This is a genomic window from Dryocola sharpae, assembly GCF_051307055.1.
Taxonomy (GTDB): domain Bacteria; phylum Pseudomonadota; class Gammaproteobacteria; order Enterobacterales; family Enterobacteriaceae; genus Dryocola.
This window is the reverse complement of sequence record NZ_CP149994.1, coordinates 3,413,386-3,429,449: the sequence shown is the minus strand read 5'-3', so window position 1 is coordinate 3,429,449 and position 16,064 is coordinate 3,413,386. Positions and strand designations below refer to the sequence as shown.

12 protein-coding genes and 3 tRNA genes are annotated in these 16,064 nt (G+C 56.8%); 9 read left to right on the top strand and 6 right to left on the bottom strand.

Features of this window, described 5'->3' with window-relative positions; translation table 11 throughout:
• Positions 1 to 102 precede the first annotated feature (102 nt).
• Positions 103 to 3,645 (top strand): exodeoxyribonuclease V subunit beta, encoded by a 3,543-nt coding sequence (gene recB / locus WLO31_RS16300; protein WP_435927673.1) that lies wholly within the window; start codon positions 103 to 105, stop codon positions 3,643 to 3,645.
• Positions 3,642 to 5,477: an exodeoxyribonuclease V subunit alpha gene (gene recD / locus WLO31_RS16295; RefSeq protein WP_435927672.1), complete on the top strand. Its 1,836-nt coding sequence runs from the start codon at positions 3,642 to 3,644 to the stop codon at positions 5,475 to 5,477. The genes recB and recD overlap by 4 nt, the downstream gene beginning before the upstream one ends.
• 36 nt (positions 5,478 to 5,513) lie before the next feature.
• On the opposite strand, the gene argA is transcribed toward recD, so the two are convergent.
• Positions 5,514 to 6,845, bottom strand: a complete 1,332-nt coding sequence (gene argA, locus WLO31_RS16290) for an amino-acid N-acetyltransferase (protein ID WP_435927671.1) — start codon at positions 6,843 to 6,845, stop codon at positions 5,514 to 5,516.
• Between the two features lie 232 nt (positions 6,846 to 7,077).
• On the opposite strand from argA, the gene amiC reads away from it, so the two are divergent.
• The gene (gene amiC / locus WLO31_RS16285) at positions 7,078 to 8,328 is read left to right on the top strand and encodes an N-acetylmuramoyl-L-alanine amidase AmiC (protein ID WP_435927670.1); all 1,251 of its coding nucleotides are present in this window, start codon (positions 7,078 to 7,080) and stop codon (positions 8,326 to 8,328) included.
• A gap of 75 nt (positions 8,329 to 8,403) precedes the next feature.
• On the opposite strand, the gene WLO31_RS16280 is transcribed toward amiC, so the two are convergent.
• The 3 genes from WLO31_RS16280 to WLO31_RS16270 all read right to left on the bottom strand — a co-directional run bounded on the left by WLO31_RS16280 (position 8,404) and on the right by WLO31_RS16270 (position 8,754).
• Positions 8,404 to 8,480, bottom strand: a tRNA-Met gene (locus WLO31_RS16280).
• A gap of 60 nt (positions 8,481 to 8,540) precedes the next feature.
• Positions 8,541 to 8,617 (bottom strand) — tRNA-Met (locus WLO31_RS16275).
• Positions 8,618 to 8,677: 60 nt separating this feature from the next.
• Positions 8,678 to 8,754: transfer RNA gene (locus WLO31_RS16270), tRNA-Met, on the bottom strand.
• A gap of 207 nt (positions 8,755 to 8,961) precedes the next feature.
• On the opposite strand from WLO31_RS16270, the gene mltA reads away from it, so the two are divergent.
• The gene (gene mltA / locus WLO31_RS16265) at positions 8,962 to 10,068 is read left to right on the top strand and encodes a murein transglycosylase A (protein WP_435927669.1); all 1,107 of its coding nucleotides are present in this window, start codon (positions 8,962 to 8,964) and stop codon (positions 10,066 to 10,068) included.
• Positions 10,069 to 10,279: 211 nt separating this feature from the next.
• Positions 10,280 to 11,086 carry a tRNA cyclic N6-threonylcarbamoyladenosine(37) synthase TcdA gene (tcdA, locus tag WLO31_RS16260; protein WP_435927668.1) on the top strand — a complete coding sequence of 269 codons (807 nt, stop codon included), beginning with the start codon at positions 10,280 to 10,282 and terminating at the stop codon, positions 11,084 to 11,086.
• On the opposite strand, the gene csdE is transcribed toward tcdA, so the two are convergent.
• Both csdE and csdA read right to left on the bottom strand, forming a co-directional pair.
• A complete protein-coding gene (csdE, locus tag WLO31_RS16255) occupies positions 11,087 to 11,530 on the bottom strand; it encodes a cysteine desulfurase sulfur acceptor subunit CsdE (protein WP_435927667.1) in 444 nt (147 codons plus the stop codon).
• Positions 11,531 to 12,736, bottom strand: coding sequence for a cysteine desulfurase CsdA (gene csdA / locus WLO31_RS16250; protein WP_435927666.1), 1,206 nt, complete (start codon positions 12,734 to 12,736; stop codon positions 11,531 to 11,533).
• 196 nt (positions 12,737 to 12,932) lie between these two features.
• Between csdA and WLO31_RS16245 the strand changes: the two genes are divergently transcribed.
• The 4 genes from WLO31_RS16245 to rlmM all read left to right on the top strand — a co-directional run bounded on the left by WLO31_RS16245 (position 12,933) and on the right by rlmM (position 15,964).
• Positions 12,933 to 13,160: a YgdI/YgdR family lipoprotein gene (locus WLO31_RS16245; protein ID WP_435927665.1), complete on the top strand. Its 228-nt coding sequence runs from the start codon at positions 12,933 to 12,935 to the stop codon at positions 13,158 to 13,160.
• Between the two features lie 343 nt (positions 13,161 to 13,503).
• Positions 13,504 to 14,421: a glycine cleavage system transcriptional regulator GcvA gene (gcvA, locus tag WLO31_RS16240; protein WP_167612629.1), complete on the top strand. Its 918-nt coding sequence runs from the start codon at positions 13,504 to 13,506 to the stop codon at positions 14,419 to 14,421.
• A gap of 48 nt (positions 14,422 to 14,469) precedes the next feature.
• Complete coding sequence (locus WLO31_RS16235; RefSeq protein ID WP_271123547.1) at positions 14,470 to 14,865, top strand: DUF423 domain-containing protein; 396 nt, start codon at positions 14,470 to 14,472, stop codon at positions 14,863 to 14,865.
• Complete coding sequence (gene rlmM, locus WLO31_RS16230; RefSeq protein WP_435927664.1) at positions 14,858 to 15,964, top strand: 23S rRNA (cytidine(2498)-2'-O)-methyltransferase RlmM; 1,107 nt, start codon at positions 14,858 to 14,860, stop codon at positions 15,962 to 15,964. Before WLO31_RS16235 ends, rlmM begins: the two co-directional genes overlap by 8 nt.
• Positions 15,965 to 16,064 lie beyond the last annotated feature (100 nt).

The following is a 16,064-nucleotide window of genomic DNA, read 5'->3' as shown; positions in this document are numbered from 1 at the left end:
GAGCTCACCTCAGGCGCTTACTCAGGTTAGTGTCTGGAGGCGCGAGTAGAGCCAGGACTCCTGCAGCCTGAAGAATGACGGGAATAAATAAAGTGAGAGATAATGACCGACACCGTTCAGCCCCTTGATCCACTAAGCTTGCCGCTCATCGGCGAGCGGCTGATTGAAGCTTCTGCCGGTACCGGAAAAACCTTCACCATAGCGGCGCTCTATTTACGACTGCTGTTGGGGCTTGGAGAAAGCGCCGCGTTTCCCCGCCCGCTTGGCGTCGAAGAGTTGCTGGTTGTCACCTTTACCGAAGCGGCCACGGAAGAGCTGCGTGGCCGTATTCGCGCCAATATTCACGAGTTGTTCATCGCCTGCGTGCGCAACCGTACCGACAATCCGCTTCTTGCGCGCCTGCTGGCGCAAATTCCCGACAGGCATCAGGCGGCGCAAATTTTACGTCTGGCGGAGCAGCAGATGGACGAGGCCGCCGTTTTCACCATCCATGGCTTTTGCCAGCGGATGCTCAGCCTGAACGCCTTTGAGTCAGGCATGCTGTTTGAGCATCAGCTTATTGAAGATGAGTCGCTCCTGCGCCGTCACGCCTGCGCTGATTTCTGGCGTCGTCACTGTTATCCGCTGCCCAGACCGGTGGCGCAGGCGATGAGCGAACAGTGGACCGGCCCCGAGGATTTGTTGCGGGATATCAACAGCTGGCTGCAGGGCGAACAGCCCGCGCTGAAAAAGCCTCCGGCAGATAATGAAACCTTAATAGCGCGCCACGACAAGATTGTCGCCGCTATTGATGGCGTGAAGGCGCACTGGCAGGCTGCGGCAGAAGAGATTGCGGCCCTTATCGAGCAGTCTGGCGTCGACAGGCGCAGCTACAGCAGCAAGAACCTGCCCAACTGGCTTAATATCGTCGGCGAGTGGGCGCAGACGGCAACAACCAGCTATCAGCTGCCGGATGCGTTAAGCCGCTTTTCGCAGGCGACGCTTGATGAGAAAACCAAAAAAGGCGAGCCGCCGCGCCACCCAGTTTTTAGCGAAATTGCGGCGCTGCTGGCGGAGCCCCTCACGCTTCGCGACCTGGTTATCGCTCGTGCGATGGCAGAGATTCGCTATATCGTGCAGCAGGAAAAACATCGCCGCGGCGAGCTGGGCTTTGACGATATGCTTAGCCGCCTTGATGAAGCCCTGCATCAACCGGGCGGTGACGCCCTGGCCGAGGCGATTCGGGCCCGTTTCCCGGCGGCGATGATCGATGAGTTCCAGGATACCGATCCCCAGCAGTATCGTATTTTCCGCAGGCTTTACCTTAAGCAGCCGCAAACCGCGTTGCTGTTGATTGGCGATCCCAAGCAGGCGATTTACGCCTTCCGCGGCGCGGATATTTTCACCTACATTAAAGCGCGCCACGAGGTGAGCGATCGCTATACGCTGGACACAAACTGGCGCTCGTCTCCTGCGATGATAGCAAGCGTTAACACGTTATTTAGCCAGGTTGAAAATCCCTTTTTATTCCGCCAGATACCTTTCCTTGCGGTAAAGCCCGCGCCTAAAAATAGCGGGCTGCGCTTTACGCTTCGCGGTGAGACGCTGGCCGCGATGTCGCTATGGCTGCAGCCGGGCGACGGCTGCGGTGTGAGTGATTACCAACAAACCATGGCGATACAGTGCGCGCAGCAGATTCGTGACTGGCTGGCCGCCGGGCTTCGCGGCGACGCGCTGCTGTGGGAAGGGGCTAACTCCCGTCCGGTACAGGCATCCGACATCACGGTTCTGGTGCGCAGCAGAAATGAGGCGACGATAGTCCGCGAAGCGCTGGGCGCGCTGAATATCCCTTCGGTTTATCTTTCAAATCGCGACTCCGTATTCGCCACGCCGGAGGCCCGCGAGCTGCTGTGGATTTTGCAGGCGGTGCTGGCGCCTGAAATAGAGTCTACGCTGCGCAGCGCGATGGCGACCAGCGCCTTAGGGCTGGATGCGCGGCGTATAGAAGCGCTGAACGAAGACGAAGAGGCGTGGGATCGGCTGGTGGAAGAGTTTACCGGCTACCGGCAAATCTGGTTCCGTCGGGGCGTGATGCCGATGCTGCGTACTTTGCTGGCGGCGCGCCAGGTGGCGGAAAACCTGCTGGCAACGCCCGGCGGCGAACGGCGTCTGACGGATATTTTGCACATCAGCGAACTGTTACAGGAGGCCGCATCGCAGGCGGACAGCGAGTTTGCGTTAGTTCGCTGGCTTGCGCAGCAAATCGCGGAGCCCGACAGCAATGCTTCCAGCCAGCAGCTGCGCCTTGAAAGCGATAAGCACCTGGTGCAGGTTGTCACTATTCACAAATCCAAAGGGCTGGAGTATCCGCTGGTCTGGCTGCCGTTTATCGCCAACTTCCGCACGCAGAGCAGCGGCCTGTATCACGATCGCACCACGTTCGCCTCGCTGCTGGATTTAAGCGATAACGAGGAAAGCCTGAGCCTCGCGGAAGAGGAGCGGCTGGCGGAAGATTTGCGGCTACTGTACGTGGCGTTGACCCGTTCTGTCTGGCATTGCAGCCTTGGCGTGGCTCCTCTTTTTCGCGGCGGCCGCGCCAAAAAAGGCGCCAGCGATCTGCACCTCAGCGCGCTGGGCCACCTGCTGCAAAAGGGGGAAGCTATGGATGCTGCGGGGCTGCAGGCCTGCCTTGAAGCCCTGGCCTGTGAGGCGATTAGCGTGGAGCCGCTGAGGCAAAAGGATCCGCAACCCTGGCAGCCCGTCGTGGCCGCCCGGCCGGAGCTGAGCGCGCGCGAGCTGCAGCGGCGCATCGCCGATAACTGGCGGGTCACCAGCTATTCCGGGCTGCAGCAGCGCGGCTATCATCTGGCGCAGGATTTATTGCCGCGTCTTGACGTGGAGGGCGCGAGCGCTGCGCAGGAGCAAAGTGAGTCATCACTTACTCCACACTCCTTTCCGCGTGGCGCCGCTCCCGGTACTTTTCTGCACAGCCTGTTTGAGGGCATCGATTTTACCCAGCCGCTTGATGAGGCATGGCTGGCCGGGATGTTGACCCAGCAGGGATTTGGCGAGCACTGGCAGCCTGTTCTTAGCGGCTGGCTACGCGAAATTTTGCAGGCGCCTTTGAATGAAACAGGTGTCTCGCTTAATCAACTGGCACCGACGGAGAAACAGGTGGAGCTGGAGTTTTACCTGCCTATCAACACCGACCTGCGGGCCGAGGAGCTGGATAAACTCATTCGCGAATACGATCCGCTGTCGGCGGGTTGCCCGCCGCTGGATTTCCGGCAGGTGCGGGGCATGCTCAAGGGCTTTATCGATCTGGTGTTCCGCTGGCAGGGGCGCTATTACCTGCTGGATTACAAATCAAACTGGTTAGGCGAGGACAGCAGCTCCTACACCCGGGAGGCGATGGAAGGCGCCATGCAGTCCCATCGTTACGATCTGCAATACCAGTTATACACGCTGGCGCTGCACCGCTATCTGCGCCATCGTATCCGCGATTATGATTACCATACCCATTTCGGCGGAGTGATTTATCTCTTCCTGCGTGGAGTGGAGGGCAAGGGGTCGTCGCGGGGCATTTTCTCTACTCGTCCTGATGCCGAACTGATGACAAAAATGGATGCCCTGTTTGCCGGCGCTCAAGAAGAGGTGATGCCATGACGATGTTGCAGTGGTTACAGCAGGCGGTCGAGCAGAAGTTGCTTCGTGCGCTGGACGTTCAGTTTGCCATGATGGTCGCCAGCAATGAACAGCCGGCTGTGATGCTTGCCGCCGCTCTGCTGAGCCATGATGCGGGCGAAGGGCACGTTTGCCTGCCGCTTGCCCGGCTGACGCCCGAACACTGGTTTGGGGGGCGGCAGCCGGATCTGGCAGAACAGCTTTTTGCCGCGGCGGGCGAGGTGAATGACTGGAAAAGTGCGCTACTCGACTCGGAGGCGGTAAGCGAAAATGAGGATCCCACGCCGCTGAAGCTGATTGGCGAGCGCGTATACCTTAACCGCATGTGGCAAAATGAGCGTGCCGTAGCGCAGTTTTTTGGCGCGCAAAACCGCCCGATGCCTCTGGACGAACAGCGGCTTGCCGTTGTGCTGAATCAGCTTTTTGCCCCCACAAATGATATCGACTGGCAGAAAGTCGCGGCCGCGGTCGCGCTGACAAGAAGAATCTCGGTGATTTCCGGCGGGCCCGGCACCGGGAAAACGACCACGGTCGCCAAACTTCTTGCCGCCCTGGTTGAGCTTTCCGGCGCAAGCCCGCTGCGTATTCAGCTTGCTGCACCCACCGGGAAAGCGGCGGCCCGGTTAACGGAATCGCTCGGTTCGGCGCTGCGTCGTTTACCGCTTAGCGACAAACAAAAAGAAGCGTTGCCGGATGACGCCTGCACCCTGCACCGTCTGCTGGGCGTGCAGCCGAACAGCCAGCGTCTGCGCTATCATGCCGGCAACCGGCTCCACCTGGACGTGCTGGTGGTGGATGAAGCTTCGATGGTGGATTTGCCGATGATGGCAAAAGTGATCGATGCGCTGCCGGATCACGCGCGCGTGATTTTCCTCGGCGATCGTGACCAGCTGGCATCCGTTGAAGCCGGAGCCGTGCTGGGAGATATCTGTCATTACGTCACGTTTGGCTACTCTTCCGCGCGCGCGCAGGAGCTAAGCCGCATTACCGATTATTTAATCCCTGCCGGAGAGGGTGAACATGCCTGCGCGCTACGCGACGGTTTATGTTTGCTGCAAAAAAGCTATCGCTTCGACAGCCAGTCCGGCATCGGCCAGCTCGCCTACGCCGTGAACGCCAGCGATGCGCGTAAAGCTCAGGCAACGTTCAGCCAGGGCTTTACTGATATAAAGAAACAGCCGCTGCGTGAGAGCGATGACTATGCGGCAATGATTGCGGATGCGCTGGAAGGCTACCGTTCCTGTTTTGAATTAATACGCGCTCAGGCTGAGCCCGAGCAGATTCTGGAGGCGTTTGGGCGCTATCAGCTCCTGTGCGCGCTGCGGGAAGGGCCATTCGGCGTTAGCGGACTCAATGAGCGAATAGAGCAGGCGCTGCTTAATAAGCATCAGATTACCCGGCCGCTGCCTGCCGCATCGCGCTGGTACAGCGGCCGCCCGATTATGATCGCCCGCAACGACAGCGCGCTGGGGCTGTTCAACGGCGATATCGGTATTGCGCTGGAAAGAGGGGAAGGGCTTCGCGTCTGGTTCTCACTGCCGGACGGCTCGGTGAAATCCGTGCAGCCAAGCCGCCTGCCGGAACATGAGACCGCGTTTGCTATGACAGTGCACAAGTCTCAGGGTTCTGAATTCGATCATGCGGCGCTGGTGCTGCCGAATCAGTTTACGCCGGTCGTAACGCGCGAGCTGGTTTATACCGCCGTTACGCGTGCGCGCAGGCGGCTATCTTTGTATGCCGATGACCGGGTGCTTGAGAAAGCGATCCTGACGCGTACGGAAAGGCGCAGCGGCCTGATTGACGTGTTTAACTAGTTTTCAGGCGGGTGAGCTCGCGCCACCCGCCATAACTCAGGCTAAATCCGCCATCAGGATCTTCGAACGACGCTGGTAGTTGTACATCTCTTTTTTGCTTTCCGGCAGCAGGTCCACATCCACCGGCGTGAAGCCACGCTCCTGAAACCAGTGAATACTGCGCGTCGTCAGCACGAACAGCTTGCTGAGCCCCATTTGCCGCGCCTGCGCGGCTATGCGTTGCAATAACACTTCGCCTCGCGACGAGCTTCGGTAATCCGGATGCACCGCCACGCACGCCATTTCGCCGATCCCTTCCTCCTGGAAAGGATAGAGCGCGGCGCAGGCGATGGTCAGGTTATCGCGCTGGATAATCGTAAATTTATCGATCTCCATTTCCAGCTGCTCGCGTGAGCGGCGCACCAGGATGCCCTGCTGCTCCAGCGGACGGATCAGCTCCAGAATGCCGCCGATATCGTTGATGGTCGCCCGGCGAATTTGTTCGGCGCTTTCCATGACGATTTGCGTACCGATACCGTCGCGGGAGAAGAGTTCCTGCAGCAATGCGCCATCTTCCTGATAGCTAATCAGGTGGCTGCGACGCACGCCGCTGCGGCAGGCTTTCACCGCGCCGCGCAGGAAGCGCACCGTGCCGGAATGATAATCCCCGGCGCTTTCCAGCTCTTCAATGCGGCGCTGGGCATCGTTGGGAAACAGCTCAGAGATAATATTGCCGTTATCGTCGTTAACGCCCTGAGACGAGCAGAACCCGATCATTTTCTCGGCCCTGAGCTTTACCGCCAGCTGGGTGGCGACCTCTTCGGAGGTGAGATTAAAGCTTTCACCCGTTACCGAAACCGCTACCGGCCCCAGCAGCACGATGGCGCCGTTATCGAGCTGACGATGGATCGCCTCTTCGTCGATACGGCGAATACGGCCGCTGTGGCAGTAGTCTATTCCATCATCCACGCCGAGCGGTTGGGCGATGATAAAGTTGCCGCTCACCACATTAATATGCGCGCCCTGCAAAGGCGTATTGCCGAGGCTCATGGAAAGACGCGCGGTGATATCCAGCTGCAGCAAACCCGCCGCCTGTTTCACCAGCTCCAGCGTTTTAGCGTCGGTTACGCGGGTATATTTGTGATACACCGGCTCATGATTGTGCGAGGCCAGATTGGCATCAATCTGTGGACGAGCGCCATACACCACCACCAGACGGATACCCAGGCTGTGCAGCAGGCCAATATCGTTAACGATACTGGAGAAGTTCTCATGCTCAATGGCTTCGCCGCCGAGCATAATGACAAACGTTTTCCCCCGGTGGGCATTGATATAGGGAACAGAATGGCGGAATCCCTGTACCAGTTCGGTTCTGCGTTCCTTCACCACGGCAAACCTCATTGCATGATTATTCGTAATTTGTGTATTTTTATTCTTTTATCGTCCCGGGCGCAAGCAGCAATTTTGCCCCCGGGCGATTTACCGTCGGCGCGTTGCTTAATCAGCTTTGAGAATGTTTACCCTTTTAAGGATGACAGTAAGGGTGTGATTCGTTAAAGTTTTCGGCTAAAAAATCAGAGTTTCCGTATTCAGGCTGCAAAAAATGACTCTCAGGAGAGCCATGTCAGATTCCAGTTCTTTAATTAGCCGCCGCCGTCTGCTTCAGGGCGCGGGTGCCATGTGGTTGTTAAGCGTAAGCCAGGTTGGACTTGCGGCAGTAAGCCAGGTGGTTGCCGTACGCGTCTGGCCGGCCTCGTCTTATACCCGTGTAACGCTGGAGTCCAGTCAGCTGCTTAAATATAAGCAGTTCGCTTTGAGCAACCCGGAGCGCGTTGTGGTGGACATCGAAGGGGTCAATCTGAACTCGGTGCTTAAAGGCGTCGGCACCCAGATCCGCGCGGACGATCCTTTTATTAAATCGGCGCGCGTGGGGCAGTTCGATCCTAAAACCGTGCGTATGGTTTTTGAACTGAAACAAAACGTTACGCCGCATCTGTTCGCTCTGGCTCCGGTTGCCGAATTTAAAGAACGTCTGGTGATGGATCTTTATCCGGCAAATATGAATAACGAGCAGGATCCGCTGCTTGCGCTGTTAGAAGATTACAACAACGGCGAACTGGATAAAAAAATGCCGGCAGAGCAGGGGCCGAAACCGGGCAAGGCCGGGCGCGACAGGCCGATCGTCATTATGCTCGATCCTGGTCACGGCGGTGAGGATCCGGGGGCCATCGGGACGCATAAAACCCGCGAGAAGGATATCGTACTGAAAATCGCGCGGCGTCTGAAAGCGCTTATCGATAAAGAAGCGAATATGAAGGCCTATATGACGCGCAACGAGGACGTGTTTATCCCGTTGAAAGTTCGCGTGGCAAAAGCCCAGAAACAGCGTGCGGATCTCTTTATTTCGATTCACGCGGATGCGTTTACCTCCGGCGCGGCGCACGGCTCTTCGGTCTTTGCGCTCTCCACCAAGGGCGCTACCAGTACGGCGGCGAAGTATCTGGCGCAAACGCAGAACGCCGCGGACTTAATCGGCGGGATAAGCAGGAGCGGCGATCGCTATGTCGATCACACCATGTTTGATATGGTGCAGTCGCTGACCATCAACGACAGCCTGAAATTCGGCAATGAAGTGCTTACAAGGCTCGGGCGGGTTAACAGGCTGCATAAAAACAGCGTCGATCAGGCTGGTTTTGCGGTGCTCAAAGCGCCGGATATTCCTTCTATCCTCGTGGAGACGGCATTTTTAAGCAACGCTAAGGAAGAGCGCAAGCTGCGCACGGCCTCATTCCAGCAGGAAGTGGCGGAGTCGATTCTGGCCGGGATTAAGGCGTATTTTGCCGATGGAGCAACGCTTGCGCGGCGCGGATAACGCGCCCTTTTTGCGTGCTGGCGAAGAGTAGCGGAGTGCAGATACAAAAAAACACCCGTTAAGGTGTTTAAAAGTTGGTTGCGGGGGCCAGATTTGAACTGACGACCTTCGGGTTATGAGCCCGACGAGCTACCAGGCTGCTCCACCCCGCGTCCGTATGCTGCTTGTATCCCACATGATTTGCATCATGGCGCTGTGACCAGCGGCTTAGTTGGTTGCGGGGGCCAGATTTGAACTGACGACCTTCGGGTTATGAGCCCGACGAGCTACCAGGCTGCTCCACCCCGCGTCCGTATACTGCTTGTATCCCACATGATTTGCATCATGGCGCTGTAATCAGCGGCTTAATTGGTTGCGGGGGCCAGATTTGAACTGACGACCTTCGGGTTATGAGCCCGACGAGCTACCAGGCTGCTCCACCCCGCGTCCGTGGATGCGCACTATACTCTGCTCGCTTTTTGATGCAACCCTTTTTTTTAAAAATCCTTAATTTGCCCCAGGCTGTTGAAAATAACGGCTTTTAGATTTATTTGTGTACGCGTCTGTTGCGGCGCGTTTGCAACGCATTTAATTATCCCGACGTGTTTGCTATCTTCGCGTGGGGTATAGCGGCAAAAACCAGGCGAGGCAGTGATGAAGGGAAGTTGGATTAAGTACGTTGTAGCAGGTGTGATGGTAGCCGCGCTGGCGGCCTGTTCGTCTAAACCGACTGACAAAGGTCAGCAATATAAAGACGGCAAGTTTACGCAGCCCTTTTCGCTGGTTAACCAGCCTGATGCGGTAGGCGCTCCCGTTAACGGCGGAGATTTCTCCGAGCAGGTTAATCAGATCCGCTCAGCCTCCCCAAGGCTTTTTAACAGCAAGAGCGACGTCTACAGCTCTGTGCAGCAGTGGCTGCGGGCCGGCGGCGATACACGCCAGCTAAGCCAGTACGGCCTGGACGCCTGGCAGATGGAAGGCGCGGATAACTACGGCAACGTGCAGTTTACCGGCTACTACACGCCGGTGGTGCAGGCGCGTTATACCCGTCAGGGCGAATTCCAGTACCCAATCTATCGTATGCCGCCTAAGCGCGGGCGTCTGCCTTCGCGCGCAGAGATTTACAGCGGCGCGCTGAGCGACAGCTACATTCTTGCCTACAGCAATTCCCTGATGGATAACTTCATTATGGACGTGCAGGGCAGCGGCTATATCGACTTTGGCGACGGCCGGCCGTTAACCTTCTTCGGCTACGCGGGCAAAAACGGCCACGCCTATCGCAGCATCGGCAAAGTGCTTATCGATCGCGGCGAAGTGAAAAGAGAAGATATGTCGATGCAGGCGATTCGCCACTGGGGAGAAACCCACAGCCAGGCTGAAGTTCAGGAGCTGCTGGAGCAAAATCCGTCCTTCGTCTTCTTTAAGCCGGCCAGCTATGCGCCGGTTAAAGGAGCGAGCGCGGTTCCATTGATTGGCCGCGCGTCGGTGGCGTCTGACCGCTCTATTATTCCTGCGGGCACCACGCTTCTGGCGGAAGTGCCGCTGCTGAACAATAACGGCAAGTTCAGCGGGCAATATGAACTGCGCGTCATGGTGGCGCTGGACGTGGGCGGGGCGATTAAAGGGCAGCACTTCGATATTTATCAGGGGATCGGGCCGGAAGCGGGCCATCGCGCCGGCTGGTATAACCATTATGGCCGCGTTTGGGTGCTGAAAAACGCGCCGGGTGCGGGCTCCGGCGGCAACGTATTTAACGGTTAATGCTGCGAACTTTCCACCTTCTGAGTACGGGCTGTATAATCAGCCCGTAGAGTGTACTGACAAGGATTTCCGGCATTAAAAATTATTAGCAGCAAAAAATTTATTTCTTCTGCTTTACCCCAAACCTCCGAAAACCGCGCTTTTCGGTGGTTTGTCATCAATGTAGCGGGCTGTATAATCGGCCCGTTTTTTATTCCCCGAGGATATCCCGATGTCTGTAGTTCTCTCCGACGCCTGGCTGCAACGTTTTGGCGGCACCGCTCGTCTTTATGGACGTGATGCTCTGCAACTGTTTGCCGGGGCGCACGTGTGCGTTATCGGAATTGGCGGCGTCGGCTCCTGGGCGGCGGAAGCGCTGGCGCGTACCGGCATCGGTGCGATTACGCTTATCGATATGGACGATGTCTGCGTTACCAACACCAACCGTCAGATCCATGCGCTGCGCGATAACGTCGGCCAGGCCAAAACGGAAGTGATGGCGGCCCGCATTCGCGAGATTAACCCGGAGTGCCGGGTGACGGTGGTGGATGACTTTATTACCGCCGATAACGCCGCCGCGCTGCTTAGCCAGGGCTACAGCTATGTCATAGACGCTATCGACAGCGTGCGTCCTAAAGCGGCGCTGATCGCCTGGTGCCGGCGCAATAAGATCCCGCTGGTCACCACCGGCGGCGCGGGCGGGCAAATCGATCCGACGCAGATTCAGGTGACGGATCTGGCGAAGACTATCCAGGATCCGCTGGCGGCGAAGCTGCGGGAAAGGCTGAAAAGCGATTTTGGCGTGGTGAAGAACAGCAAGGGCAAGCTGGGCGTCGACTGCGTGTTTTCTACTGAAGCGCTGGTTTATCCGCAGGCGGACGGCTCCGTATGCGCGGCAAAAAGCACCGCTGATGGCCCAAAGCGTATGGACTGCGCTTCAGGTTTTGGCGCGGCGACCATGGTGACCGCCAGCTTTGGTTTCGTGGCGGTTTCCCACGTGCTTAAGAAAATGATGGCGAAGGCGGCGAGAAGCGCCTGATTACGCTTCTCTGGCGGCCTGATGCACGGCTTCGGCCAGCGCCGCCAGCCCGCTGCTGCGTGAAGCGCTAAGCTGATTGCGCAGGCCTAATTCGTCAAACAGCGCCAGCGGATCCGTACTTTGCAGCTCTTGCGCCGTTTTACCTTCAATGGCCGTCAACAAAACCGCCAGCAAGCCCCGAACGATGCGCCCTTCGCTGTCGCCATAAAAGTGCAGCTTGCCGTTGGCTTCGCGCTCATGGCCGAGCCAGACGCGGTTCTCGCAGCCGGCAATCTCGATATCGTCGCGCTTTAAATCCGCGGGCAGGGCAGGCAGCTGTTTGCCCAGCACGATCAGCTGGCGATATTTGTCTTCCCACTGCTGCAGCGGTACGAATGTGGCGCGCAGCGTCTCTTCGGTAATAGTGCGGCCAAACGGATGACCGGCTAAAAATCCACTCGTCATTTAATCCACCAGAATATCCAGCGCACGGTCGATGGCCTTCACCAGCTCGTCCACGTCGCGTTGTGTGTTGTAGGGGGCGAAAGAAGCGCGGAGCGTGCCACTTACGCCGAGCGCGGCAAGCAGGGGCTGGGCGCAGTGCTGTCCGGCTCGTAGCGCGATGCCTGATTCCGCCAGCAGCGTGACCATGTCGCTGTGGTGCACGTCCGCGAAATCAAACGCCAGCAGGCTTGAGTCCTGGCAGCGGAAGCTGCGAAAACCCGGGCGCTTAGCCAGCGCTGCTTCGGCAAGCGTCGCAAGCCCGCGGCTGTAAGTTTCCGCTTCAGCCACGTCTACATCTGCAAGCCATTCAAGCGCGGCGCTAAGGCCAATCACTCCGGCAACGTTTGGCGTACCGGCTTCAAAGCGCCAGGGCACCGCCTGGGTTGTGAAACCGTCAAAAGAGACATGGCTAATCATTTTACCGCCGCCGAGCCACGGGGACATTTCAGCCAGCAGCTCGGTTTTGCCGTACAGCGCGCCGATGCCCGTCGGCCCGTAAAGTTTATGGCCGGAGAAGGCATAAAAGTCGATATCCAGCGCCTGAACGTCCGGCGGGCAATGCACCACGCCCTGGGCGCCGTCCACCATAACTATCGCCCCGACGCCGTGCGCAAGGCCGATAGCTTTTGCAAGATCCGGACAGCCGCCGGTGACGTTCGACATCTGCCCCAGCGCCAGAATTTTAGTGCGTGCGTTGAGCAAGGCAGAAAGCTGGTTGAGATCGGCAAGGTAATCTTTGCCAATCGGCAGCTTAACGATACGCGCGCCAGTTTGTTCAGCGACCATCAGCCACGGCACGAAGTTAGCGTGATGTTCGGCTTCGCTGACGATGATTTCATCCCCCGGCCGCAGGCGCGGGCGCGCATAACACTGGGCAACCAGATTGATGGCCTCGGTAGTGCCGCGCGTCCAGACAATATCTTTGTCGGAAGGAGCATTCAGCAAGGTTGCCACCGCTTCGCGCGCGGCCTCATAACGGGCCGTGAGGCGCTGCGCCGTGGGGAACTGGCTGCGGTGAACGTTGCCTGCGCTGAGGCTGTAGAACTGCTGGCTGGCGTCAACCACCGCCTGGGGTTTTAAGGCGGTTGCCGCAGAGTCCAGATAGACGCCCGCATCCGCCAGCGCCGGGAACTGGCTGCGAAAATGGGCGGGATTAAATGCTTTCATGATTATCCTCGTTTCAGTCCGTCGATCGTGGCGCATTTCGTCAGAACGCACAAGCCAGCCGTAACTATCGGATTGTTCTGCTTAACCTGGCAAAGTTAGCAAAGAGGGTTATGCTAATAATTGTTAGGCTAAGGTTTCAGCCTGTAAGCAGAAGAGATTTAAGTAGCATTAAACTCTATGTACAAGGAGAAGAACTATGAATAAGGCAGCCGCTATTGTATCTGCATGTATGATGACTTTTGCACTCTCAGCATGTTCCAGCCCGAATTATGTCATGCACACGAACGACGGTCGCACCATTGTTTCCGACGGTAAACCGCAAACCGACAATGAGACAGGGATGATTTCGTACAAAGATGCTAACGGCAACAAGCAGCAGATTAACCGTACTGACGTGAAAGAGATGGTTGAGCTTGACCACTAAAGCGTGAGTAAAAAAAAGCACCGCTAAAAGCGGTGCTACATTAATCACTATGGACAGACAGGGTAAATGTACAGGAAGTGAAAAAGGGGTAGCTAAGCTACCGGGGTCTGGAATGCCAGACCAATTGCAAACACAACAACACAACATCACAACCGTAAGCCAAAAGCCCTCCAGAACACGCATTCCAGATAACTTTTCGTTCCGGCTCAGGAAGTGCCGCCACTATAGGTATTTGCTGGTGCATCCTCAACGGACAATTTATAATGGCTCAGATAAAAAAAACTAATAGGTTAATTAAAATAACCTGTTTGTTAACAGCCATTAACATTTAAGCCTGTCACTCATGTCCAAGCGTTTACCACCCCTTAATGCATTACGTGTTTTTGATGCCGCCGCACGGCACCTGAGCTTCACTAAAGCGGCCGAAGAGCTTTTTGTCACCCAGGCGGCAGTTAGCCACCAGATTAAGTCGCTGGAAGACTTTTTAGGGCTTAAATTGTTCCGTCGCCGCAACCGCTCGCTGCTGCTTACTGAAGAAGGACAGAGCTATTATCTCGATATTAAAGAGATTTTTTCTCAGCTCACCGAGGCGACGCGCAAGCTGCAGGCAAGGAGCGCAAAAGGCGCTTTGACGGTAAGTTTACTGCCAAGTTTCGCCATTCACTGGCTGGTGCCTCGCCTTACCAGCTTTAACTCAGCTTATCCGGGAATCGATGTCCGTATACAAGCCGTTGACCGTCAGGAAGATAAGCTTTCAGACGACGTCGACGTGGCTATCTTTTATGGCCGCGGAAACTGGCCAGGCCTGCGGGTGGAAAAATTGTACGCTGAGTATCTGCTGCCGGTCTGCTCGCCGATGCTGCTGACGGGCGACAGGCCGATCAAAACGCCGGAAGATCTCGCGCAGCACACCTTATTACATGATGCGTCGCGGCGGGATTGGCAAACTTATACGCGCCAGCTGGGCGTCAGCCACATTAATGTGCAGCAGGGGCCCATTTTCAGCCACAGCGCGATGGTGCTGCAGGCCGCCATTCACGGCCAGGGCGTTGCGCTGGCAAACAACGTTATGGCGCAGTCCGAAATCGAAGCGGGCCGCCTGGTGTGCCCGTTTAACGACGTGCTGGTCAGTAAAAATGCCTTTTATCTTGTTTGTCATGACAGTCAGGCAGAACTCGGTAAAATAGCCGCATTCCGGCAGTGGATCCTGGCGAAGGCCGCCAGTGAACAGGAAAAATTCCGCTTTCGCTACGATCAATAAGTAAATCTTCGCGCGGCCACGGCTGCGCCTTACATTTAGGGTTACACCATGACCAGCCGTTTCATGCTGATTTTTACCGCTATCAGCGGCTTTATTTTCGTCGCCCTGGGAGCTTTTGGGGCGCATGTATTAAGTAAATCTCTCGGCGTTGTTGAGATGGGGTGGATCCAGACGGGTCTTGAATATCAGGCGTTTCATACGCTGGCCATTTTTGGCCTTGCGGTTGCTATGCAGCGCCGCATCAGCATCTGGTTTTACTGGAGCAGCGTGTTTATGGCGCTCGGCACCGTTTTATTCAGCGGCAGTCTTTATTGCCTGGCGCTGTCGCATTTGCGCCTGTGGGCGTTTGTTACACCCGTCGGCGGGGTCAGTTTCCTCGCCGGCTGGATTTTGATGTTGATCGGTGCAATGCGCCTGAAACGTAAGGGCGCAAGCCATGAATAATAAAGTTATTTTGTACTGCCGCCAGGGCTTTGAAAAAGAATGCGCGGCGGAAATTACCGATAAAGCAGGCCAGCGGAGCGTATACGGCTTTGCGCGCGTAAAAGAAAGCAGCGGCTACGTAGTTTTTGAATGCTACCAGCAGGAAGACGCCGACAAGCTGGCGCGCGAGCTGCCGTTCAGCGATCTGATCTTTGCTCGCCAGATGATCGTTGTCGGAGAGTTGTTAAAGGATCTGCCGCCTGAGGATCGCATCACGCCGATTACGGGCATGCTGCAGGGCGTGGTTGAGAAGGGCGGCGATCTGCGCGTTGAGGTTGCCGACACCAACGAAAGCAAAGAGCTGCTGAAGTTCTGCCGCAAGCTGACGGTGCCGCTGCGCGCCAGCCTGCGTGAAGCGGGCGTGCTGACTAACTACGAAACGCCTAAACGTCCTGTGGTGCACGTCTTCTTTATCGCACCCGGCTGTTGCTATACCGGCTATTCGTATCCCGACAACAATTCACCGTTTTATATGGGCATTCCACGCCTTAAATTCCCGTCGGACGCGCCAAGCCGCTCAACGCTCAAACTCGAAGAGGCGTTCCACATCTTTATTCCCGCCGACGAGTGGGACGAACGCCTGGCAAACGGCATGTATGCGGTGGATTTGGGCGCCTGCCCCGGCGGCTGGACTTATCAACTGGTGAAACGCAACATGTGGGTCTCGTCCGTTGATAACGGCCCGATGGCGCAAAGCCTGATGGATACCGGACAGGTGACGTGGCTGCGTGAAGACGGTTTTAAATATAAGCCCACGCGCAACAACATCTCCTGGATGGTATGCGACATGGTAGAGAAGCCGGCAAAAGTGACGAGCCTGATGACAACCTGGCTGGTAAATGGCTGGTGCCGTGAAACCATCTTTAACCTCAAGCTGCCAATGAAAAAGCGCTATGAGGAGGTTTCGCAAAACCTTGCGCAGATGCGCGAAAAGCTTGAAGAAAATGGCATTAGCGCGCAGATTCAGGCACGCCAGCTTTATCATGACCGGGAAGAAGTGACCGTACACGTGCGCCGTATGTGGGCGGCCGTGGGCGGCCGTCGCGACGAGCGTGGTTAAGATTCGGGGTTTGATGTGAATATCGTCGGGTGGCGCTGCCGCTTACCCGACCTGCAAATCGAGTTATCGGCCGGATAAGCGCCGCCCGCCGTAAATATCG